19 protein-coding genes are annotated in these 21,784 nt (G+C 39.2%); 2 read left to right on the forward strand and 17 right to left on the reverse strand.

Features of this window, described 5'->3' with window-relative positions; all coding sequences use genetic code 11:
* Nucleotides 1-59: 59 nt before the first annotated feature.
* The 7 genes from dapB to MSVAZ_RS00695 form a co-directional block, all read right to left on the reverse strand.
* Nucleotides 60-851 (reverse strand): 4-hydroxy-tetrahydrodipicolinate reductase, encoded by a 792-nt coding sequence (gene dapB, locus MSVAZ_RS00665; RefSeq protein ID WP_048116763.1) that lies wholly within the window; start codon nt 849-851, stop codon nt 60-62.
* Complete coding sequence (gene dapA, locus MSVAZ_RS00670; protein WP_048116766.1) at nt 848-1,723, reverse strand: 4-hydroxy-tetrahydrodipicolinate synthase; 876 nt, start codon at nt 1,721-1,723, stop codon at nt 848-850. The genes dapB and dapA overlap by 4 nt, the downstream gene beginning before the upstream one ends.
* Nucleotides 1,724-1,763: 40 nt before the next feature.
* Nucleotides 1,764-1,958 (reverse strand): 30S ribosomal protein S17e, encoded by a 195-nt coding sequence (locus MSVAZ_RS00675; protein WP_048116768.1) that lies wholly within the window; start codon nt 1,956-1,958, stop codon nt 1,764-1,766.
* A gap of 571 nt (nt 1,959-2,529) precedes the next feature.
* Nucleotides 2,530-2,829, reverse strand: coding sequence for a hypothetical protein (locus MSVAZ_RS00680; protein WP_048123461.1), 300 nt, complete (start codon nt 2,827-2,829; stop codon nt 2,530-2,532).
* Nucleotides 2,830-3,123: 294 nt separating this feature from the next.
* A complete protein-coding gene (locus tag MSVAZ_RS00685) occupies nt 3,124-3,888 on the reverse strand; it encodes a heparan-alpha-glucosaminide N-acetyltransferase (RefSeq protein WP_048123463.1) in 765 nt (254 codons plus the stop codon).
* 419 nt (nt 3,889-4,307) lie between these two features.
* Nucleotides 4,308-5,183: a CPBP family intramembrane glutamic endopeptidase gene (locus MSVAZ_RS00690; protein ID WP_048116769.1), complete on the reverse strand. Its 876-nt coding sequence runs from the start codon at nt 5,181-5,183 to the stop codon at nt 4,308-4,310.
* A gap of 2 nt (nt 5,184-5,185) precedes the next feature.
* Entirely contained in the window at nt 5,186-6,067 is an 882-nt protein-coding gene (locus MSVAZ_RS00695) for a DUF1616 domain-containing protein (protein WP_048116771.1), read from the reverse strand.
* Nucleotides 6,068-6,544: 477 nt separating this feature from the next.
* Here MSVAZ_RS00695 and MSVAZ_RS00700 point away from each other — a divergent pair, with 477 nt between their 5' ends.
* Nucleotides 6,545-7,441, forward strand: a complete 897-nt coding sequence (locus MSVAZ_RS00700; protein ID WP_048123465.1) for an NAD-dependent epimerase/dehydratase family protein — start codon at nt 6,545-6,547, stop codon at nt 7,439-7,441.
* A gap of 324 nt (nt 7,442-7,765) precedes the next feature.
* Here MSVAZ_RS00700 and MSVAZ_RS00705 read toward each other — a convergent pair whose 3' ends face one another.
* Entirely contained in the window at nt 7,766-8,662 is an 897-nt protein-coding gene (locus MSVAZ_RS00705) for a DUF1616 domain-containing protein (protein WP_048116774.1), read from the reverse strand.
* 988 nt (nt 8,663-9,650) lie between these two features.
* Here MSVAZ_RS00705 and MSVAZ_RS00710 point away from each other — a divergent pair.
* Nucleotides 9,651-10,613, forward strand: coding sequence for a glycosyltransferase family 2 protein (locus MSVAZ_RS00710; protein WP_048116777.1), 963 nt, complete (start codon nt 9,651-9,653; stop codon nt 10,611-10,613).
* 209 nt (nt 10,614-10,822) lie between these two features.
* Here MSVAZ_RS00710 and MSVAZ_RS00715 read toward each other — a convergent pair whose 3' ends face one another.
* The 9 genes from MSVAZ_RS00715 to MSVAZ_RS00755 all read right to left on the reverse strand — a co-directional run bounded on the left by MSVAZ_RS00715 (nt 10,823) and on the right by MSVAZ_RS00755 (nt 21,428).
* Nucleotides 10,823-12,316, reverse strand: a complete 1,494-nt coding sequence (locus MSVAZ_RS00715) for a lipopolysaccharide biosynthesis protein (RefSeq protein WP_048123467.1) — start codon at nt 12,314-12,316, stop codon at nt 10,823-10,825.
* 640 nt (nt 12,317-12,956) lie between these two features.
* Nucleotides 12,957-14,003 (reverse strand): polysaccharide deacetylase family protein, encoded by a 1,047-nt coding sequence (locus MSVAZ_RS00720; protein WP_048116780.1) that lies wholly within the window; start codon nt 14,001-14,003, stop codon nt 12,957-12,959.
* 57 nt (nt 14,004-14,060) lie between these two features.
* Nucleotides 14,061-15,488 (reverse strand): nucleotide sugar dehydrogenase, encoded by a 1,428-nt coding sequence (locus MSVAZ_RS00725; RefSeq protein ID WP_048116783.1) that lies wholly within the window; start codon nt 15,486-15,488, stop codon nt 14,061-14,063.
* Nucleotides 15,489-15,584: 96 nt separating this feature from the next.
* A complete protein-coding gene (locus tag MSVAZ_RS00730; RefSeq protein ID WP_082090996.1) occupies nt 15,585-16,523 on the reverse strand; it encodes a UDP-N-acetylglucosamine 3-dehydrogenase in 939 nt (312 codons plus the stop codon).
* 45 nt (nt 16,524-16,568) lie between these two features.
* Nucleotides 16,569-17,651, reverse strand: coding sequence for a DegT/DnrJ/EryC1/StrS family aminotransferase (locus tag MSVAZ_RS00735; protein WP_048116786.1), 1,083 nt, complete (start codon nt 17,649-17,651; stop codon nt 16,569-16,571).
* Nucleotides 17,652-17,714: 63 nt separating this feature from the next.
* A complete protein-coding gene (locus MSVAZ_RS00740; protein WP_048116788.1) occupies nt 17,715-18,383 on the reverse strand; it encodes an N-acetyltransferase in 669 nt (222 codons plus the stop codon).
* A 503-nt stretch (nt 18,384-18,886) separates the two neighbouring features.
* Nucleotides 18,887-19,135, reverse strand: coding sequence for a hypothetical protein (locus MSVAZ_RS19890; protein ID WP_048116790.1), 249 nt, complete (start codon nt 19,133-19,135; stop codon nt 18,887-18,889).
* Nucleotides 19,136-19,683: 548 nt separating this feature from the next.
* Nucleotides 19,684-20,526: a CPBP family intramembrane glutamic endopeptidase gene (locus MSVAZ_RS00750; RefSeq protein ID WP_052727838.1), complete on the reverse strand. Its 843-nt coding sequence runs from the start codon at nt 20,524-20,526 to the stop codon at nt 19,684-19,686.
* A 2-nt stretch (nt 20,527-20,528) separates the two neighbouring features.
* Complete coding sequence (locus tag MSVAZ_RS00755) at nt 20,529-21,428, reverse strand: DUF1616 domain-containing protein (RefSeq protein ID WP_232316164.1); 900 nt, start codon at nt 21,426-21,428, stop codon at nt 20,529-20,531.
* Nucleotides 21,429-21,784 lie beyond the last annotated feature (356 nt).

Here is a 21,784-nt window from a genome sequence, read left to right on the forward strand (position 1 = left end):
GAAACTCAGGACTCAACCAGTTGTTCAAAATTTCTTTAAATTGCTGACTAAAGATGTTCTTATAAACCAAGCACATCGTCCATGGAATAAATTCCTGTTTTTTGCCTGCAGACCCATTCGGCTGCACGGACGGCACCTTTAGCAAAGATCTGGCGAGAGTGAGCCATATGCTTGATCTCAATTCTTTCAGAATTCCCCGCGAAAAGAACAGTATGGTCACCTGTGATATCTCCGGCGCGGACTCCATGAATTCCAATTTCTTTTCCGCGTGGGGCAATACCTTCCCTGCCATAGACATATTCCTTTCCGCCGAGAGCTTCACTTATAATGTCGGCTGCCCTAAGGGCGGTTCCGCTTGGGGCATCTTTTTTCTGGTTGTGGTGAGCTTCAATAATCTCGATATCATAATCTGCAAGATATTTTGCCGCTTCCCTGATAATCTTGAAAAAGACATTAACGCCTACCGAATAGTTGGGGGAAATGACGGCACTTACCTGGCCTTCATGAATAGCTTCATCAATTACTGCTCGCTGCTCCGGAGTCAGCCCTGTGGTTCCTATTATTAGATTTACCCCGGCTCTGGCTGCTATTGGAGCGTTAACTACGGTTGCACCGGCTATAGTGAAGTCGATAAGGACATCAGCCTTGCTTTCTTTCAGAACAGTTTCAAGGTCTTTTACGTCCGAGACCTTGACTCCCAGGTTCCCTACGCGGGCAAATTCTCCTATGTCCTTTCCGAAATTGTTGATGTCAAAAGCAGCAACAAGCTGCATGTCCGTAGAGTTGGTAACATTCTCCACAATTAAAGAGCCCATCCTGCCGCAGGCTCCGAGTACTGCTACGTTAATCATTCTATAACCCCCAGTTTCCTGAGTTCATCTGCAACCTTCTGAGCATTTGTCTCACTAAGGGGCGCGAGTGGAAGCCTCAGTTGCCCGCTTGCCAGGCCTACGAGTTCCGCAGCTTTTTTAACTGGGATTGGGTTCGTTTCCAGGAAAAGGGAGCGAATCAGAGGGGCAATTTCAAAATGGATCTTCCTTGCAGTTTCGTAGTCTCCGGCAAGAGCTGCATTTACCATTCTGGACATTCTGTCAGGCACTATATTTGCAGCAACAGAAATGACTCCTCTGCCTCCTACGGAGAGAATAGGAAGAGTCAAATTATCCTCACCTGAAATAACCACGAAGTCTTCATCTACAGTATTTTCCAGAATCTGGGAAACTTTCCCGATATTCCCACTGGCTTCTTTAATTCCCACGATATTTTCAACTTTTGCAAGTTCGACAATGACTTCGAGTGGCATGTCCTGTCCTGTACGGGAAGGGATATTATACATAACCATAGGAACATCGACTGCTTCTGCAATCTTCTTAAAATGCGCAAGCAGCCCCGCAGGATTTGGCTTGTTATAATAGGGAGAAATCAGAAGTACACCATCGACACCCGCGTCTGCAGCGTGTTTTGTAAACTGGAGGGCTTCTCCTGTATTATTTGAACCTGTTCCTGCAATTACAGGAACTTTTGAACATTCCACTGCAATATCTATGACTTCTTCATGCTCAAGTGCAGAAAGAGTTGCGGATTCTCCGGTAGTGCCACAGGGCACAATCCCTGCAACTCCTCCCTCTTCAACAAATTCAATATTCCTTTGTAAGCCTTCCCTGTCAATCCTGTCATCTTTCGTAAAAGGAGTTATCAGGGCAGGCATTGTTCCTTCAAACATTTCAGATATCCCCGCCTGTGTCCAGAAGTAAATCTTCTGCTCAGTATACTTTCATGCGTGCAACTTTTCTTGTGACGTAACCTGCAACCCTGTTCCTTATGACTTTGCTTTCAATGGTCGTATACTTTGTCACAAGAGCTTTGTTAGTTTCAAAGTCTTTTGTAAAGACATCCCCGTGGTTCTCAATCAGTCGGAATGCGATTCTTTTTATGTTTGTCTGTCTTATATTTCCCATCGTATCTCCTCTTAGATGTTTTTGCTGCTTTTAGTCCAGTTATTCAATTCTACTTCTAGTTTATCTCACATGTTTTCCTGTGAATTCTGGTTAACGTGAAGCCCGAGGTAAAAAATAGTTGTTTGATGTCTATTTTTCTTCTCTGGAATTGATAAGTTTAGTGAAAACTGGATATAATAATTTGATTGATCATGATTTTGTCGACTAATAAGGTCACTTGAGATTTATAACTTTTGGGGTCGACACTCTGGCCTAAACCTGTGAGGCTTATCATTCCTTTTCTCAATTACTTGAGTGTGTAATTAGATGCTGACAATTCTCCTTTGAATATATACTTTTTGCAGCATCAGTGCAACAGCTATAGTTAGATTCTGGGTACAGTTTTGTTATGTGACATTTGGATATATCCTTTAAATATTCTGTACCTTCATGTGACATTTAGATATATCCTTTAAATATTCTATACCTTCATGTGACATTTAGATATATCCTAGATTAAATATCCTGTACCTTCATGTGACATTTAGATTATCCTACATTAAATATCCAGCACCTTTATGTATTATATCTCTTATTTTCTCTTTACATAGTCTGTTTTACCAAGAAAGCGGTCAAGAGTCCCTGCGTTAGTGAAAACACGCTCTCTTCTCCCTTTACGGTTAATAAAGAGTCCTATTAATACTAAAAGTAGCCCAAGATCAGGTTTTGCTTCGACAGCAACTGCTCCTATCAAAACCATGGAAGAAGCTGCAAGTCCCTTCATGGCTCCTTTCCTGTAAGAACGGTAACCTGTTCTTTTAAAAATCCGGATATCCCGAAGGGTCAGGAAAAGAACTACAAAATAAGCAAACATTGCAATTTCTAGATACATTCTTTTCTCCATCTTCTGTTTTTAATTTTGTCTTCCTGCTCCTTTATCGGATTGAAAATATGAGTCTTATTTCTTTTTGTTCTTTTATCCCGGCTATACTTAATATCCTGATTATTTTTCAGCGAGCAGGCGAAGATTGATCAGTATACCAGTGTAAGCAAACAGATACACATTAAGTATATTACATAATATAAAACCAGCAGGTTTTGAACCTGCTGGTAATTTTGAGTTGTAAAGATAACTAGGAGAATATAATTTATGAGGTATTTTTTAGACTTATTTTTTCACTAGACTTTACAGCATATTCAGATTGAGTAGTCCGCTTAGGAATAAAAGTCCGAGAAAAAGGGGTTGATGAATGAAGTATATAACCAGAGAATGTTGCCCCGTTCTTGAAAACATCCTGATAAGGGGATTTTTTCCAGTATAGGGAATTTCAAACTGCCTTTTTCCGCCGGAGTACAGAAAATTACCCAGGCAAACTCCTGCTAGCAATACCCCAAACCAGGGAAATATAGGAAAGTAATCAAGGGTACTGAAATTTTCGGGAGTAAAGCCTAGCCAGAGCAGGCTGGAAAATCCAAAAGTCATATTCCTCAGGTAAAGCCCTATAAGGCCGAAAAACAGGCTAAAAAGGAGATTTTCTTTCCCATAATCCAGAAAGGGATAGACGAGTACTGCCGAAACCCCAAAAAAATGCAGGATTCCAAAGACAATATACTCTTCAGGTAAAAAGATCCAGGTTATAACTGTGAGCAAAAGCCCCATTAAATAGAGTTTTATTCCTCTTTTCAGGTACTTAGAAAAATTTTCTGCTTCATTTCCAGCAAACTTTTTTTTAAGGGCTCTTGAATGGCTTATAGAAAGGGCCGCTCCTGAGATCAGGATGAAAAGTAAAGCTGAGAATCTGCCTGCATATAAAATTAAACCGGACCTGAGCTGAACATTTGCAATCTCGAAAAAGTTCAGGTCATAGAGAAAATGATAAAGGAGCATCAAGAGAACAGCAAGTCCTCGCAGACAATCAATCTCCCAGAAGCGGTCTGCATATCTGGCCATAAATTTTTCTCCGGAGCGCATCAAATTCCATTCATAAAGAATGAACGTTTTCTTTTAAAGACGTATATTTATAATTTCTGGTTCATTCAGGAGAAGGCTAAGGTCTCTTACTCTTTGGTCTCTTACTCTTTGGTCTCTTACTCTTTGGTCTCTTACTCTTTAGTCTCTTACTCTTTTATGTAATGGCAACAGAGGCTTGATTCCTTCAGAAATTTCGATCAGCATGTCTAATCTGCCAGATAACTTCTCTTGCAACAGGAAAAAGGCACTCCTTGTAAGCAAATGGCTGCGTAAATAGTCAGGACTGAGTGTCTACTTCATTTCTATTAAGAATTAAGATTGCTACTATTAAGATCACTTCTATTAAGATCGAATACACTAACTTTCATGGACTTCTTCAAATCAACGTTTACAGTGTTTTATATCAATCCAATTATGGGTCCTGCATGTGGGATTATCCCAAACAAGAACACATTTATTGAGCCGTGAATCATTACCACAAGGGGAAGACTTCGGGTTTTATAAAATAGGTATCCTAAAAAACCTCCTAAAAGGAAGGTATATGCCATTTCGTAAGGAGTGCCGTAAGTAGAATGCATTATCCCGAAAAGGAGGCTTGAAAGAAAAATTCCCCAGGCTGGTCCCAGGAATTCTTCCAGGCTTGTCTGGAGAATTGACCTGAAGATGAGTTCTTCTATAAGCCCTACAATAAAAACCATTATAATTATGAGTATCAGCAGGTTTCTCAATGAGAGATCTGGTATCAGTTCTCTGGCCCCTATCATTACATATTCTACCTGTCCAAAAACCAGGCCTGCAAGAATAGATAGAGGAAGGTAGATCCATATCCTCTTCAGAGTGTCTCTTTTTTTCTCATATATCACTTTCTGATGCACGGTAGCAAGAGTTATTGGAATTGCCATGGGTGCATAGATAAATATGAATGAATAAAGATTTCTCTCAAAAAAAATTGGCATTGAAAAATTTACCAATCTGAAAATTGTCAGAAGCAGGAGGGCTTGGTAGATTTTTCTTATTTCAGTCTTTTTTAAAACTGATATTGAATATGAAAGCGAGAGCAGAAGCAAGGTATAAGCTATTGAAGCTTCTCTTAACCTTCCTCCGAAAATCAACAATTCGATAAGGGTAATTGCAGCTACAGGGATTCCTGCATAAATTATCTTTTTCAGGAACCCGCTTTTTTCTTCATTTTGCATTTTAAGCATTTTCCCGAGCTCCGGCAGAGAGGTCTTTCCCGCTTCCAGCTCTGAAGATATAAAATCCGAGATTGCCATCTTCAGGCCTCCTCAGTAACATTAATCCAGAGATGCAGGTTCCGGTAAGGTATGGTTTTCTCAGTTTCATTAAAGAGCAGAAACTCTAGTTTCATATTCTTTCCTTCAAGAGGTGGCGTAAAATTAACTGTTTGTTCCCAGGACATATTATTCCCCAGGCTTATCTGTTTCTTACTTTCCGGAAGCGACCTGTTTTCGAGCCTTACATCTATTGTATAATCCATTGGCCTGTACTCGTGGTTTATGATCCCTACAGTAACTGTTCCTTTTTCTCCCTGTACAAACTCTGTAGGATAGTCTCCGATCTTACTGTTGTTTCCAAGAATATAGAATTCGGTAAAGTGCTCTCCCTCTTTAGGGTTTCCTATAATATAAGCGAGGCTTCCCATAGAGGCCAGAATAGAAAGGATAAGGATAACCGCAATAACTTTATCAGTTTTCGATTCGGTCTTTTCAAGAATTCTGGCTTTCATGCTAAGGTAACATCTTTTGAATGAAACTCCAAAGGCTTCGGTTTCAGGCAGCAGTCCTCTTCTGTAATATGCAATTGCACACATCAGGAGAGTAAAAATTGAAAATTCTGTCAGCAGAGGAATCTCCCTGATACCCCAGCTGGAATAGTTCAGGCCAAGTCCCAATAATGGGGCGATTGAAATACTCAGTCCGAAGGAAATTGCAGCTCTCTCAATTCCGTCAAGATCTTTTTTTGCTGGGAAGAGAGCTCCAGTGAGTGCATAGCCCGGCAAGAAAAGCACAATAATAATTCCCAGGTACGTGTGCAGGAAACTGTCGCTAAGTACAGGTACGAGTATGAAGATGTTAGTAATAAACACAAAACCTGCAACAAACAGCAGGTCCATGGAAAGTTGTCTATTTCCGGCCATTATATCACTAATAAAATTATTTTATACTGTGTCCTCTTTGAATTTATATCTATGCAAGCCTTTTACTGCTAAACCCTTCTCATTTTATTCATAAGTATAATTTGGTCTTTCAGATGGTCTTTTTAGGTGGCTCTTGCAGGAAAACAAGGGAGAACATGGCTTTCCGTTTGAATTTAATTTTTGCTGGTATTGTTCTCTATTTATGAAATTTAGTTTTGAAAATAATTTTACTTCTTTCTGAGGCTCAATTTTCTGAAAAACATCTCAATTTCCAAATTTCTTAGACTCCCCCTTTATTGATTAGGTCTCTTTGTATGAAAAATTTCCCTTCTTTTGAAGAACTTTTTTCCTCTTTTGGAAGAGACCTTTTCCAGGCTGTGTCATATTTTGTACACTTCAGGGAAGTTTTAGCTTTATTTTATAAACCTTTGGGCGCGCACAGAAAATTTTATTTTGTATTTTTCCCTTTCTGCAAGCATGAAAGTGCTGGTTACTGGAGGAGCAGGTTTCATAGGCTCCCACATAGCTGAATATTTCGCAGAAGCAGGACATACTGTCAGGATGTTGGATAATCTTGCCACAGGTTTTCTCAGAAATATTCCGCAGTATAAAAACATCGAGTTCATTGAGGGAAATATATGTGACTTTTCCTCAGTCGAAAAGGCGGTTTCGGGCATGGATTACGTCTTTCACGAAGCTGCCCTTGTATCCGTACCTTTAAGCTGTGAAAAACCTGCTGAAGCTTTCCAGATTAACACGCTTGGGACCCTTAATGTACTGCAGGCCTGCGTTAAAGCCGAAGTCAATAAATTTGTGACAGCGTCTTCAGCTGCGATCTATGGAAATAACCCTATCCTTCCAAAACAAGAGAACATGTATCCTGAACCGTCTTCCCCTTATGCTATTTCTAAACTTGATGGAGAATATCTGGCGAGGATGTTTTATGAAGACCACGGTCTTCGTACTACTTGCCTGCGTTATTTCAATGTCTACGGTCCTCGCCAGGACCCAAAATCCCCATATGCAGCCGTTATTCCAATTTTCCTTGAGAGAGCGAAACTGGGAAAGGACCTTGTTATTTATGGAGATGGACTTCAGAGCCGAGATTTCGTTCATATTAAAGATGTAGTCAGGGCAAACGCCGCGGCTCTTGAGCATGGGGATGGTCAGGTCTTTAACGTGGCTATGGGAAAAAGCGTGACAGTTCTAGAACTTGCCGAAAATATTATTAAGTTAACTGGCTCTTCTAGCAGGATTGTGCATGCTGCTTCAAGGGCAGGTGATGTTCGGGACTCAAAAGCAGATGTCTCAAAAATCTCAAGCTGGTGGAAAGGAGAAATCGAGTTACAGGAAGGGTTAAAAAGCCTGATTTGATAGGATTGTAAGAGCTCTTACTTTCTAATCTAAAAACGAAAGCTGCTATCGGTTAGACAGCGGCTTTCTCATTGGTTCAAGCAGTTTCTTACCTTAAGTAAAGGTTCCAAGTTGAGTTTTCAGTGTACTATCTAAAATTTTTATATGGTCAAATCTACAAATTCTTAAAAGAAAATATTCAGTTCGGATGACTGAGTTATATAATCTCCAACTCTTTAATTGAGAGCTTTCAAACTGCAGAGATGCAGCTTAAAGACTGTATTATATGCTATTCGTCTGGAAATTTGAGAGCTCTTCCTGTTAAATATCTTTTCCGCCTGATATTTAAGTTTCCAGTTGTTTTGGTGCACTCACATTTACCCATAGATGAAGGTCTCTATAAGGCACACTTTTCTCAGTGTCATTAAAGAGCAGGAACTGAAGCTTCAGATTCTTTCCCTCAACAGGAGGCATAATAGTAACTGGTTCTTCCCAGGTAGCGTTATGGGCAAGATTGATATGCTTCACATTTTCCGGAAGGAACAGTGATTTATTTTCAAGTTTTATTTCCATTGTGTAATTTACAGGCCTGTATTCATGGTTTACAACTCCAACTATCACGGTTCCACTTTGCCCGAGCGTGTAATTTGTAGTATAATTATCTGCTTTTCCTTCAGGTCCAAGAAGATAGAACTCTGTGAAATGTTCTCCTTCTTTTGGGCTCACAACCACATAAGCCAGGGTTGCTATGGACAGGAGAATGGAAATTATCAGGAAAACCGTGAGAGCTCTATCCAGCCTTGAGTCTGAAGTTTCCATGATCTCGCCTTTGAGCGAAAGTGCTGCTGCTTTGAAAGAGATATTAAAAGCCTCGTTTTCTGGGAGACTGATCCGTCTAAGATATGCAAGGCCACACATAATAAAGGTAAAAGCGGACAGACTTATGAGAATTGGTAGAGTCCTGATTCCCCATGGAGTATAATTAAGGCCAAGGCCTATTAGTGGCACAACTGCAATACTCAGTCCGAAAGAAAGAGCGACCCGTTCGATTCCGTCAAGATCAGATTTTGCAGGAAAAAGAGCTGCAATCAGAGCATACCCTGGCAGAAATAACACAAGAGGCAGTCCAAGTATGTTCCGGAACATTGTTTCATTTATTCCAGGAGTGAGCACAAAGATATCTGTTAGGAGCACGAGCCCCATAATAATAAACAGATCTGAGGAAATTTTTTTTACAGTCATGCAGGTCATCCAGCTTATAATAAAAATTATACTCTCTTCAGTTTCATTTAGATGAGTAAATATTTTTCTAATCCATTTTATTCTTTCGATCTATTTTTCCAAGATTTAAAATACTCAAATTTGAAATACTCAGGTTTTTTCTCCGATTTTTGTGCCCATCTTTTCCGATCCACGCCAATTGTCTTCCATTATCCTACAAAGTACTTTCTTCTTTATTTGCAGCTTCCTTTTTATTTCTTTTCCTGAATCTTTTTTCTCAACCTTTCTGGCTGATACTTTTTTAATAGCGCAGCTTAATTAATTTAGGCTCTTCGTTGTTTTATGTGGAATCCTCATAATGTCTTCATAAAAACCAATGCATTCTCGAATTTAAAATCATCTTACCACAGGGAATGACAAAGGACCTTAATTCACATCGAATATTTTTTATGCTGCTTCACTTTCTTAATAGCTCTCTTTTCCTCTAACTAAAACAAACTCTATAATTTATTTTATCTCATATGATTATCTTTATTTCTTATTTCTCAATATTAAAAATTGCGGCAAGTGGTGAGCAGGAATAATAGAGTTTTGAAACTTGAAATATTTCTAAATAGATTCTCACAAAGATCCAGAAGTTTGCGGGACTGAAATCTTAAAGGTCTGAGCTTCCATACTATTGATTCTCAAGCTTACTTTTTCATATATTTGTCTATATTTTTAGAATATGTCAGTTAATACAGATTTTTAATCGTCGATATTTCAATTGTCCAATTTTATATTTGTACTAACATAGGGTCGAAGCATACTGATGCCCACTACATACTATTCTTTTTAAAGTCGACCTGTCAATAAATTTATATATGTATTTTTCCAGATTTCACTTTAAAAACTAATCTTGTTGTAATGTTTAATAGATCTAATCTCTTTCCAGATTTAACAACTTTTAGGATCTTCATAACTAATCTTCTAAATATATACGTGGCTATACGAAGGGGGGTTATCAAGAATGAGTGATCAGTTACTTATGAAAAGTGGTACAGGGCCTATAATAAATAAAAGAAATAAATGTACTATAAGCAGAGTCTCTAAAAATGTCACAGTTGTCCTTTCTGCCTATAATGAAGAAACATCTATAGGAAGTATTGTACTTCTCACCAGGCTCTATGCTGATAGGGTGATTTTGGTTGATGACGCCAGTTCAGATCAAACAGCAGAGATAGCAAAAAAAGCCGGGGCTGAAGTGATGATAAACAAGACTAGTAGGGGCAAAGGTGCGTCTCTAGAAACAGGTTTTGAAGCTGCAGTACATCTCGGCGCTGATGTAATTGTGACAATGGACTCAAGAGGTCGCCATAACCCTGAAGACATCCCAAGGCTCATTGACCCGATAATAACAGGAGGTGCAGATGTGGTCAATGGGACTCGGTATTTAAACAAGGTGAGCAAGAACACTCCTGTTTACCGTCGTGTTGGGCAAACAATTCTGGGTAGATTCGCCAATAAAAAATCTGACAAAATTAGAGATTCTCAGGTCACTTTTCGCGCCTTTACAGCCTCTAAAAAAGATATTATCTTCGATGCCCGGGACCTGGCAACAGAAGACGAGATGCTTATAAATGCAGACAAATCTGGCCTTCGCATAAAAGAAATCGAGATAGGTACCCATTATACCTTTGAAGACCCAATACAAGCTCCAGTTAAGTATGTTCGTGGAGTACTAAAGACTGTAATCAGGGATATAGAGGCCAATAAGCCACTATACTTCTATGCAGTGCCAGGTTTTGCCCTTGCAACATGCGGTTTTTGTATGGGTGTGAAGTTTCTTGAAGTCTTAGTCCTTGGAATAGAAAGCCTTCATTTCTGGTATGTAATTATAATGATTTTTCTATCTGTTGCCGGAGTATATATGACAGTGAAAGGAATTGTACTGCATTCCCTGGCAGAGGTGACCCAAACTGAGGCTACATAATACCTGATACACAATTACTCAAGATCATATTCTGGGAATATCGTCAAATAGAACATGTTGAAATGAAAAATAAGATACAGAAAACGCTTTTAACGGTGTGCGAAGTAAAAAGTTCAGTTTTCTTTTAGTTTGCTTGAACAGGCTTTCTTGGGGTTTCTTAATTAAAGCCTGACTTCATGTTTTCAGGTTTCATTGTTTGAACGAATTCTTCAATTTTTGAATTCTCCAAATATCTTTTTTATCTGTTCATCGCTTTTCAAGATATACAGATAGTATAAACAGACAATTACACCGGAAAAGATAACAAGCAGTATCTGGTTTATTTCTATAATTTTAAGGGCAATAATGATAGCTCCTGCAGGAACAAAGAGAATAAAATTCGAAAATACTATTTTCAGGGCTCTCGAAGTCTTTACTCCGGCATAGGACATCATCTTTAGGCAAAGGTAACCGTATACTGCAATACCTGATAGTGAAAAAAGAATCAGTGCCGCACGGGCACTTCCAAGCAAGCCGCCGATTATAAGGGAAAGGAGGCGTGTTATCAGGTTGAATAAATTATAATGAAAACCGAAGTGATATTTTTCGACTACTACGTATATAGCAGTTAATGGAGAGGAGATAAACCATACAAAAGCCCAGAGACTAAGAATCTGAGCGTAGATGCCTGCTTCTGTCCAGGCTTTTCCAAAAATAACCGTAAAGACGTCGCCGCCGACAATTGTCAGGATAAGTATCGGGAACATGCCTATAACCACAAGCATTCTGAACACATTCTCAACAAGGGAAGGGAGAGTGCCCTCGGTGAAGGCTCTTGAGGCTCTCTGGAAAAATACCTCTGAAATCGAACCTCCAATGAAACTCATCGGCAGCTGCAGAAGGCGAAAGCCGAGAGAATAAAAACCTACTACTGCAGGAGTGAAGAAAGCCGAAAGAAGGAAGGCAGGAAGCTGCCAGGATACTGAGTTCATGAGGGCTCCCCATGTATCTACAAATGAAAACTTGCGGTACTTCTTAAACCCCTCATAAATTTTTTCCCAGCTCAGACTTTTTACAATTAATTTCCTGTCATCTCTCCAGATCTGTCCTCCAAGTACAAATGTTGCAATAGACTGACCGGCAAGGCTTCCAACTATCAACCCTCCTGCTCCAATCTTTTTTGTAACCCCCAGGCCTATCTGTGTTGCAGTACTCGAGAACGAACTGAAAACTTTTGCAAATGAAAGCCTTTTAAAAAGTTTTGTTCTTGTATTCCAGCTATTCAGTGCAAGAAATAACCCGTTTACAAAAATAAAAGGAGGTACAAGCCAGAGATAGTTTCCTATCTGCTGAGAATTTAGAATATTAACTATTGGTTCTTTAAAGTACCATATGACTGGAAAGGTCAAACCTGTTACGAACAGCACTGCTAGAAAACTCAGTCCCAACAGGTTTACAGCCTCTTCACTCGATTCAGGTAGCATTATGGAATATTCGTATCTCATGCAGGCAATAACACTGATAATGCTGGTGATAGAAAGGTAAAGAGCCCAAACTCCAAAATCATCAGGCCCATAGAGGCGAGTCAATACAGGAGCAGCTAAAATTGTAAGGATTTGAGCAAAGGTTGTTCCGCCTGCAAGTGTTATCACATCAAAAACAAAGCTTTCCTTTTTGCTGTTATCAGGCTTTTTCTCTGCTGCATCTGCTGTTCCTTCATCCATTTCCGGTACCTTAAAGAAATTTCCTTTAGAGCTGAAATCCATTTAGTCCTACATTTTCAAGCCGCGTCAAAACTTTAAAAATTAAGTTATATCTTATACTAATGTATGATATTCTCAAGCTGATACTGAATATTAGACTTTTTCCCTCTAGACCCCCTATAAATAAACACCTTGAAATAAATCTATCGGTTTCCTCAGTCTATATAAACGTTAACAACTGGAACCATATATTTTCTCCTGACTCCTCATTTTCTCTTCCGTTATCTTTAAAACCACTTTATCACATTTTTTTATAAATTCTAGCGAGTTACAGTCATAATGAATATTTTTAACGCAACGTCAGTGTTAATTTTTAAAGAATTTCGGTCCCAAAAACGGTAGTATCCGCTTTACCAACCTCAAGCCCGTTCTAAATTGAAAAAAGTTATTAATTATGCTTGTCTTCGGCGGTGATTTTATATTTTTTCAATGTGTTAATATATTTGGTTTAATTTGATAGTGTTAATTTGATAGTGTTAATTTGATAGTGTTAATTTGATAGTGTTAATTTGATAGTGTTATCTTGCTTATGTAGAGAAACTAATCTATCTTAGTGCCTCTGGTGATTATCAACTGATTCCGATCCTGTACCTGTTTTTTTTCAATATCGTGGTTCAATATTGGTAGACCACCAGTTATATATTTCCTCTCCACTTGCAAGCCAGGCTTTTTTGCCGGAAACATATTTGAGGAATTTTTCGTAGTATTTAAGGCCTTCTCCATCAATGGATGTATTGTTGTGCCATAGAATTGTGATTACACCATTGTACTGTTCAACTTTATCAACAAGGCTTTTTGTGAGTTCCCAGGCCGTTTTAACGTCAAACCGCATGTAACTTTTTAATAACGTCCGGTCCATAACTATGAGAGGAAGCTCAATGATATCTATTTGTTTTCCAGTGTTTATATTATATGGCCTGAAAGGATGACACATACCATTTCTAAAGCCTGCACAATCCGAATACCCAAATGTTGTGTCATACTTAAAGTTTGCTTTGCTTAATAATTCCCATGTGTCCGGTACTTTAAACCTTAAATAATGATTCCTGTACCCTATAATTTCCTTACCCAATACTTTTTCAAGTCTCTGCTTTTTTTCCTTTATATCTTCCAAGCTTCTGTAAGACTCATGCCCTCCATGCAACCCTACTTCCCAACCATGAGTGGATATATACTTCAATTCAGCTTCGAGATCCTCAATTTCATAATTGAAATCTTTCTCTCCAGGCCTCAAGGCCAGAAAATAAAAGCTGGATTTTGCATTATATTTTGCCTCCAGCTCCATTATTTCTCTAAAGTTCCAGCAAGGGTTAAACTTTTTGCAAATTCTACAAAAAGGCGTCTTTATAGCATCTGTTAAATTTCCTTTAGCAAAAGCTTTGGCAGTTCCAATGATCGTGTAGATCTTTTCCGGATATATCACATCAATATCATGAGTAAGGCAGACTGCGAATTTTTTTCCGTCTGGATACTCAGGGTGTAACCCGTTTTCTACCAGAAACCTGGAAACACTGGGATCAAAAATATTCCTCTGGCTGCTTAAATAGTACGGAAACCTATCGTACTGGTCAGTAAAGGTCAAATTGTATTCTTCTTTTTTGCTAAATAGATCCCAGAGTTCCTCATTTTGTTTCAGTTCCTCGATCATCTTTCATCCTTTTTCCAGATTTTAATGCCCTAACTTTTTTTTTAAATAAATTTTAGTTTACATTAATAAATGTTCGTTTTTATCGCCTCTCCCTATTCCCTTATAGACAAATCCCTTACTAATAAATTCGTCCGGTTCAATTACATTTCTTCCATCTACAATAACTGGGTTTTCTTTGTCTGTAATTTTCTTTACCCAATCAGCCTTTATATCAGAGTATGCACTGTGCCCTGCAAGAATGACCACAGCATCCGCGTCTCTGATAACATTTTCAAGATTATCTGAAATCTCAATTCCTGGATAGTTCACAACATAAGGATCATGCACAGTAACTATTGCACCTGCCTTCAGGCAGAGTTCCCTGTAAGGTTCTGAAGGCGTGTTCCTTGCATCATCCGAGTCCCGGATGAAAGCCCAGCCGAGAATTGCAATCTTTGAGCCTTTCATTTCCTTTCCAATCCTTTTAAGAGCTGCAACAGTCAGGTTGTACATATGGGCAGGCATGAAATCATTGACTTTTCTTGCGAGCACGTAGATTGAATCTGCACCTTCCGGATAGTCAAGCTGTCCATTACCTATCTTAACTCCTCTCTCCAGGTGGTATGTATCTTTTGTAAGGCAGTGGCCTCCAACACCTGCTCCTGGCCAGAGTATAGCTCTTGTAATGCCTTCTCCTTTTAGACTGTCTACTCCAGTCCTTACATCGTACACGTTTATTCCCATAGCTTCACAGTAAAGGGCAAGCTGGTTGATTGCTGCAATCTGGAGGTCGCGGAAAGTATTTTCTGCAGTTTTCGTTACCTCGGCTGCAGTTGCACTCATAGGAATTACTTTTCCCACAGTCAATACAGGAGAATAGAGCTCGATAGCCCTCCTGGTACTTGCTTCGTTTATCCCGCCTACAATTCTATCATGTTCCCTGATATTTTTTAAAAGCCTGCCTACCATTACTCTTTCAGGTGCATGGGCAAGAGCAAAGTCTTCTCCGGCTTTTAGGCCTGATTCTTCCTCAAGAATCTTTTTTGCCATACCTTCGGTTGTACCAGGGGTAATTGTGGACTCAAGAACTACGAGCATTCCTGGCCTCAGGTATTTTCCTACGTTTCTTATACCTTCAATAAGTGCGGAAAAGTCAGGTTCCAAATCTTTAGGATTTGCAAAAGGAGTTTGGATTGCAAGCGTTACAGCATCAAGTTCTGATATCCTTGAGAAGTCTGGGGTGCATTCAAATTTGCCGGCTTTTACAACTTTGTTAATAAGGTCTTCCAGACCAGGCTCCTCTCCTTTAAGAGGACTTTCTCCACGGTTGAGCATACCAATCTTGTAACTTGAACTTTTTGAATTGCGCTGGAAGCCAAGAACTTTATTGAAACATGGAGCATCTGCGAAAAGAACCGCTGAAGGAATACCTACATAGCCCATTCCAAGTACTCCAATTTTTTTTATCGGGCCTCTTTCCTGGAAAAGTTTTTCTAATTTACTCATGCATATCACTTTCTAAATTGTTTTTTTCAGATCTTTTCAAACCTTTCTCATTTTCAAAAGTTGTCGAGATTTTACTTTTTCAGAGTCTTTTTCGGCTTATTGTCCTACTTCAATTAATCTTCCTTCTTCATAGGATTTTATAGCGGCCATTGCCACTTCAAGGGCATGTTTTCCGTCTTCTCCGCAAGGGTTAGGATTTTTACCCTTCGTAGCACAATCTATGAAATAGGTGAGTTCGTTTTTCAGGGGTTCGCTATGTTCTACTTTGGCTTTTCTTATCCATTCGTTATCGTGTAGCTGTACTGTCTGATTAATATAGTCCAGATAGGCAACTCCCTTAACTCCAATCGCTGTTAGCTGCCTTATCTTGTGAGGAGTCAGCCAGTTTGTTTCCACAACCCCTGCAAAATTATGGTCCATACGCAGGATAATTGAGGCGTGATCTTCAAATGAGTGAATGTCAGCACCTGCAATTGCATAAACACTATTTATTTTCTTGCCGTAAAGATATGAGATCACATCAATATCATGGACACCAATATCCAGGATTACTCCCACGTCTCTTATTCTCGGGTTATAGGGTCCTACTCTTTTGGTTGAGATTGAGACTATCTTTCCCAAAATGCCTGAATTTATAATCTCTTTGAGTTTTATAACTGCGGGGTTAAAGCGCTCAATGTGCCCAACCATAAGGATTTTTCCCGCTTTTCTTGCAGCTGCTATCATCAGGTCCGCGTTTTCAGTCGTGTCTGCAATCGGCTTTTCTACAAGGACATGTACGCCTGCCTCAAGAGCATCAAGTACGACTTGCTTATGCAGTTTGGTGGGCACAACCACACTTACCGCATCAAGTCCTTCGGCTAACATTTCCTTATAATCTGTAAAGGCTTTTGTCTTGAACTGCGTAGCCATTGCTTCAACACGCTTCTGGTCTACATCCGAGATTCCGGCAAGCTCCACGTCATTCATTTCATTGTAAATCCTTACGTGGTTCTGCCCCATAGCACCTGTACCTATTACTCCTACTCTAATCAAAAGTTTCACTTCCTGATTCTGAGAATGCGGTGGCTGGAAAACTAATCAGTCCTTTACATAAAATTCTTTGGTCGCGTCAATTATTTTCTGTAAATCAGTTCTGGATAATGCAGGGTGCACAGGGAGAGATAGAACCTCGTCGGCTGCTTTTTCTGCGACAGGCAGTGAGTCCCTGTATCCAAGTTCCATGTAGAAAGGTTGCTTGTGAATAGATATAGGATAGTGGACTCCTGTTCCTATTTCTTTTTCTTTCAGGAAAGTTGCCAGTTGATCTCTCTTTTCTGCTCTTACCGTATACTGGTGGAATACGTGGGTGCAGCCGGTTCTTATTACTGGTGGCATAATTCCAGATATACCTTTTAACCCTGCTGAAAGAATCTCCGCATTCTTTTGTCTGGTTGCTGTAAAACCATCTAGCTTTCCGAGCTGTACAAGTCCGATTGCAGCTGCAACGTCAGTCATGCGCAGGTTAAAGCCCAGCATTTCGTGCAGATATCGTACTTTTGAGCCATGGGCTCGAATCATTTTTGCTTTCTCTGCAATTTCCTTATCGTCTGTAGTGAGCATTCCACCTTCGCTGGTTGTCATATTTTTAGTAGGGTAAAAGCTGAATGCTCCTGTTCCGAAGCTGCCCACTTTTTTTCCAAGGCATTCTGCGCCATGGGACTGGCAGGCATCCTCAATTACAATAAGCTTATTATCATCTGCAATTTCCATTATCGCTTTCATGTCTGCAGGGTGCCCATAGAGGTGAACAGGCAAAATTGCTCTGGTTTTTGGAGTTATTTTCTCCTGAATTCTTTCAGGATCTATATTATATGTATCTGATTCAATATCTGCAAAAACAGGTTTTGCCCCGGTATAAAGGATGCTGTTTGCTGTTGCAATGAAACTGAAAGGACTTGTAATCACTTCATCTCCTTTTTCTATACCATTGGCAAGAAGCGCAATGTGCAAAGCTGCAGTGCCAGAGTTCACAGCAACTCCATGCTCACAACCAGTGTATTCAGAAAAAGCAAGTTCAAATTCTTCGACTTTCGGGCCCTGTGCAATCATGCCTGATCTCAGGACCTCTGTTACTGCATCAACCTCTTCCTTACCCATCAGGGGCTTGGCAATTGGGATCATTTTAGAACCTCTTTTAATAATCTTGATAAAACTAATCTTACTTACGATTGAGTTTTTATAAGTTTATATCTGATTCAATTCCTTTAAATCTTTGGGGAGTTCTTGTATTCTGGCAGGCGCTCCAATTGCAAGTTTCCAGGCGGGCACGTTTTTTGTCACAAGTGCTCCCCCTGCAACCATTGCTCCTTCTCCTATTTCAACATCGGGAAGTAAGGTGGCGTTTGCACCGATAGACGCACCTTTTCTCAATACAGGACCCTTCAATTCGTATTTCTTTCGAATAGGATATTTATCGTTGGCCAGAACAGCACAGGGCCCAATAAATACATTGTCCTCGATAACAACATTGGTTGGAATGTAGACATTTCCCTGGATGCTTACGTTATTTCCTATTTTTACATGTCCATCTATGATGACATTGGTTCCAATAAGAACATTGTTTCCAATTTCTGTATTTTCTCTAATCATTACGTTATGCCCGGTTTTGAAGTTTTTTCCGGTTTTTACATTGGAAAATATCGTTGAGCCAGCCCTTACAATTGAGTTTGGACCTATGGTACACCCTGGAAAATCAAAGTTTTCAATTTCGACGTTTTGCCTCAGGATTTCCATCAGGACCCTATGTTCAGGGTATCCTAGAATCACATTTTCCATTATTACTGTGTCTTTCCCAATTACAGAGGTTCCGTATATCTTAGAGGAATTGTGAATTTTAAATTCAGTAGAGTTCATTGTTCCCCCCGTTCTTCTGGTTTTTCTTAGCCAGATAAACTTTCTGTTGGAGCATAAAAACATCTGCTTACTTTATGCAGTTTTTCATAATCATTCATTTCATAGTTTTTCATGTTCCCGAGAATCGGGCTATTCAAGCTCTCAGGACAAACCCAATATATTGTTATTGCTTTTTTTATATTCATTTCTTTGATTTTTCTAACTACCTCTAAATTTTTAGTTTAAAGGGCTCTTTAATTATTTAATGATTTGGTTCATTTTTCTACTCTTCTTTCCTATCTTTTCTAAGAATTATTCAATTATATTCTGCGTTTATATTTTTACAATATAATTTTTAATTTTATTCTTTTGATTGCAAACTCAAACTCATAGTATTTTCTTTATCTATTAAGGAAATTTCCTACCGTTTTCCAAAATTCGAATTTTATGCCTCTTCTCTTGATGTTTATCAATTGTATGAGGAGGATTTTTATATCTTATCGCGTATTTGTTCCTGTAATATGCTAATCAACTCTAGGAGTGCTGACTACGCTTACAAGTTTAATAACGTCCAACTCCGTTTCTTCAGGTGTGCTCTCAGTAACTACCGTAACACCGGGAATTCCTGAAGGCGCATCTGTGGCTGCGGCAGTTTTACTTTTATTGCTTTTGCTCAGGGACTTCCTCCCTGCATCGAAACACTGGGAAAGTACGGTAAAGGTTTCTTTGAATATGGGAATTATTCCACTGATGTTTTCCTTTGGTGCAATCATTCTCTTTAAGGTTGTCGCACTATTTTAATGGCTTTTCAGAGGGCTTCCGTCAGGTGTTCGCTCCGATTCCCATCTCGGCAGAGTGCGGCTCTGCAGTTCACTGCCCTTTCTGCTCCACTTTTCTTCGCTCATGAGGGCTGAACTATGGGTAAGTAACAGTAATCTTGTCTCATGAAGTATTTCTGGATATAATCACACTTTTTTAAGAATGATTGTCGTACTTGACTCGGTTTCGGCTGCCGGGGTAATTTTGGTTATACTCGGCAGTTGATGAGTTTCATTTACTTTTTTATTCTGGCAGAATACAGTTTATACCTGAATTCTCTGGTTAATTCTCAAAAATGTAAAAAACGCGAAAAGCATAGGGAACTGCTAATATTTACTCTATTCTGTCTCCATTATTGTAGAAACCTAAGTGAGTTTTTCCTGATTATAATCGAGAGTAAATCTGTAAAGAAGTTCCCGCTATATCGAAGATTTTGCCTTTGGCTTAATTTCCTTTGATCGAATCCTTTCTTTTTTGGAATACATTAGTAGACGTAGAGAGTTTAAAGGAGAAGGGGGATAATCCCGAAAAAGAACACATTCATAAACCCATGAATTAATGCAACCAGCGGTAGGCTTCGGGTTCCGTAATATAGGTAGCCTATAACAGCACCCACTAAGGTTATGTAAAATATTTCGTAAATGCTCCCATATCCTGAGTGCATTAACCCGAATAAAATACTTGTAACTATCAACGCTTCCCGGCCGCCTAATACTATTTCTAACCGGGTCTGCAGGACTGACCGGAAGATCATCTCTTCTATAGGGCTCACGAGAAATACCATAATTATGGTGAGATTTATGATGTTAAGGATTGAAAGATCCTGAATAAGAGGATTTTTTCCTACTATGATATATTCTCCTGCTCCTAATAAAAGGCCCATGAATATTGATAATGGAATATATATCCCTATTTTTTTGAAAGTTATCCCAAGCTGTGCGGGAGTAAACTCCTGATTAATGGCTGCAATGCTTACAGGAATTGCCAGAAGGCAGTATATGAAAATAAGGTTGTAAAGTTTTTCTTCATAGAAAAGAGGCATTGAAAAATCTACCAGACGCAGGATCGGTAGAAGGAGAAAACTCTGATAGGTTTTCTGAATGTCCTTGTTTTTTATATATATTATGGAAAAGGAAAGCCCAAGCAGAACTAATGCATGTATTTCCATGCCTGGGAGTTTCCTTCCCGAATATATCATCAGTTCCGCAAGAGCAATAGCTACAATCGGGATTCCGAGATAAACCCATTTGTTTTCGATCTCGGATGTTTTTTCCTTTAGATTCTCAGACATCTTCGTTTTTATGCCTTCCGGAGTCTCCACATTATAAATCTCAAATGCTCCCATCTTCACACCTCCTCTCCAACATTTATCCAGAGGCGCAGATCTTTGTATGGTATATTCTTTTCAGTTTCATTGAAAAGCAGGAACTCAAGCTTCATATTATCTCCTTCAACAGAAGGTGTAATCTCAAAAGGTTCTACAAGGGTCTTATTATTGGCAAGCCTGATATGCTGCAGATTTTCCGGAAGAGGCAGAGATTGATTTTTAAGCCTTACTTCCATTGTATAGTCCATTGTTCTGTGTTCATTATTTGTTATTCCTATAAAGTAGGTCCCACTTTCTCCCTGTATATAATCTGTTTTGTAGTCGTTAGCCGTTCCATTGGCCCCAAGAACGTAGAACTCCGTATATGGTTCTTTGTCCTGAGGCACAAGAACGACATAAACTCCAGTTCCTATCAAGATAAGGAAAGAAAGAGCTAGAATTATTCTAAGGTTTTTCTCTGTTCTAGATTCCGGCTTTCCTATTATTCCTGATAGCAGGGTGATAGCAAGATCCTTGAAAGGGACATCAAATTTACTGTCTGCAGGTAGATAGTTTCTTCTAACGTATGCTGTTGCCAACATGATCAGGGTAAATATGGAGATACTTGTTATGAGAGGTATCTCTTTGATTCCCCAGGAGGTATAATTGAGTGCAAGCCCTATCAAAGACACAATTGAGACACTCATTGCGACAGAAAGAGCTATCCTTTCCATTCCTTCAAGTCCGCTTTTTTCTGGAAAAAGCATGGCTATGAGAGCGTATCCTGGAAGGAAGAGTATCAGTGGTAGACCAAGAGCTGTGCGAATAAGGCTTCCGCTAAGTACAGGAATTAGTACGAAAATATCTGTAAGAATTACAAGGCCTGCTACTAACAACAGGTCAGATGGGAACTTCTGGTTTCCGGCCATATAACTCCTCATAAAACGGTTTTATGTTTTTTGGCTTCCCAGCCTTTTCGTTATTCGGGCTAATCTGCCAATTTCTCTGTTCCCTTATGAGGTTTTTCGGAAACCTTCCGATTTCCTCTTACCGGCTGCTTTTCAGTCTTCAATTGCGAAGAGTTACGCCGGAAAGGTGAAAGTTGTCCGAGCTTTAATCCCGGTTTTTTTCTTATTTAGCAGAATATATTTCCTGAATTATATTCGTTTTCAAGAATGTTTTAACCCGATCTACTCAATAACTTAGTTGTATAAAATATCTTTCCCTTTTCCTGAATTGTATTTAAAATACTTTTCCCTTTTTTTCTATATCCCTTAAAGAACTTTTAGCCTTTTGA

This window comes from Methanosarcina vacuolata Z-761 (genome assembly GCF_000969905.1).
Classification (GTDB): domain Archaea; phylum Halobacteriota; class Methanosarcinia; order Methanosarcinales; family Methanosarcinaceae; genus Methanosarcina; species Methanosarcina vacuolata.

What these genes read in the sequence shown, in the direction of transcription:
- dapB (WP_048116763.1), bottom strand. Translation starts at nt 851, where the DNA reads ATGATTAACGTAGCAGTACTCGGAGCCTGCGGCAGGATGGGCTCTTTA.
- dapA (WP_048116766.1), bottom strand. Translation starts at nt 1,723, where the DNA reads ATGTTTGAAGGAACAATGCCTGCCCTGATAACTCCTTTTACGAAAGAT.
- MSVAZ_RS00675 (WP_048116768.1), bottom strand. Translation starts at nt 1,958, where the DNA reads ATGGGAAATATAAGACAGACAAACATAAAAAGAATCGCATTCCGACTG.
- MSVAZ_RS00680 (WP_048123461.1), bottom strand. Translation starts at nt 2,829, where the DNA reads ATGTATCTAGAAATTGCAATGTTTGCTTATTTTGTAGTTCTTTTCCTG.
- MSVAZ_RS00685 (WP_048123463.1), bottom strand. Translation starts at nt 3,888, where the DNA reads ATGGCCAGATATGCAGACCGCTTCTGGGAGATTGATTGTCTGCGAGGA.
- MSVAZ_RS00690 (WP_048116769.1), bottom strand. Translation starts at nt 5,183, where the DNA reads ATGGCAATCTCGGATTTTATATCTTCAGAGCTGGAAGCGGGAAAGACC.
- MSVAZ_RS00695 (WP_048116771.1), bottom strand. Translation starts at nt 6,067, where the DNA reads ATGGCCGGAAATAGACAACTTTCCATGGACCTGCTGTTTGTTGCAGGT.
- MSVAZ_RS00700 (WP_048123465.1), top strand. Translation starts at nt 6,545, where the DNA reads ATGAAAGTGCTGGTTACTGGAGGAGCAGGTTTCATAGGCTCCCACATA.
- MSVAZ_RS00705 (WP_048116774.1), bottom strand. Translation starts at nt 8,662, where the DNA reads ATGACTGTAAAAAAAATTTCCTCAGATCTGTTTATTATTATGGGGCTC.
- MSVAZ_RS00710 (WP_048116777.1), top strand. Translation starts at nt 9,651, where the DNA reads ATGAGTGATCAGTTACTTATGAAAAGTGGTACAGGGCCTATAATAAAT.
- MSVAZ_RS00715 (WP_048123467.1), bottom strand. Translation starts at nt 12,316, where the DNA reads ATGGATGAAGGAACAGCAGATGCAGCAGAGAAAAAGCCTGATAACAGC.
- MSVAZ_RS00720 (WP_048116780.1), bottom strand. Translation starts at nt 14,003, where the DNA reads ATGATCGAGGAACTGAAACAAAATGAGGAACTCTGGGATCTATTTAGC.
- MSVAZ_RS00725 (WP_048116783.1), bottom strand. Translation starts at nt 15,488, where the DNA reads ATGAGTAAATTAGAAAAACTTTTCCAGGAAAGAGGCCCGATAAAAAAA.
- MSVAZ_RS00735 (WP_048116786.1), bottom strand. Translation starts at nt 17,651, where the DNA reads ATGATCCCAATTGCCAAGCCCCTGATGGGTAAGGAAGAGGTTGATGCA.
- MSVAZ_RS00740 (WP_048116788.1), bottom strand. Translation starts at nt 18,383, where the DNA reads ATGAACTCTACTGAATTTAAAATTCACAATTCCTCTAAGATATACGGA.
- MSVAZ_RS19890 (WP_048116790.1), bottom strand. Translation starts at nt 19,135, where the DNA reads ATGATTGCACCAAAGGAAAACATCAGTGGAATAATTCCCATATTCAAA.
- MSVAZ_RS00750 (WP_052727838.1), bottom strand. Translation starts at nt 20,526, where the DNA reads ATGGGAGCATTTGAGATTTATAATGTGGAGACTCCGGAAGGCATAAAA.
- MSVAZ_RS00755 (WP_232316164.1), bottom strand. Translation starts at nt 21,428, where the DNA reads ATGAGGAGTTATATGGCCGGAAACCAGAAGTTCCCATCTGACCTGTTG.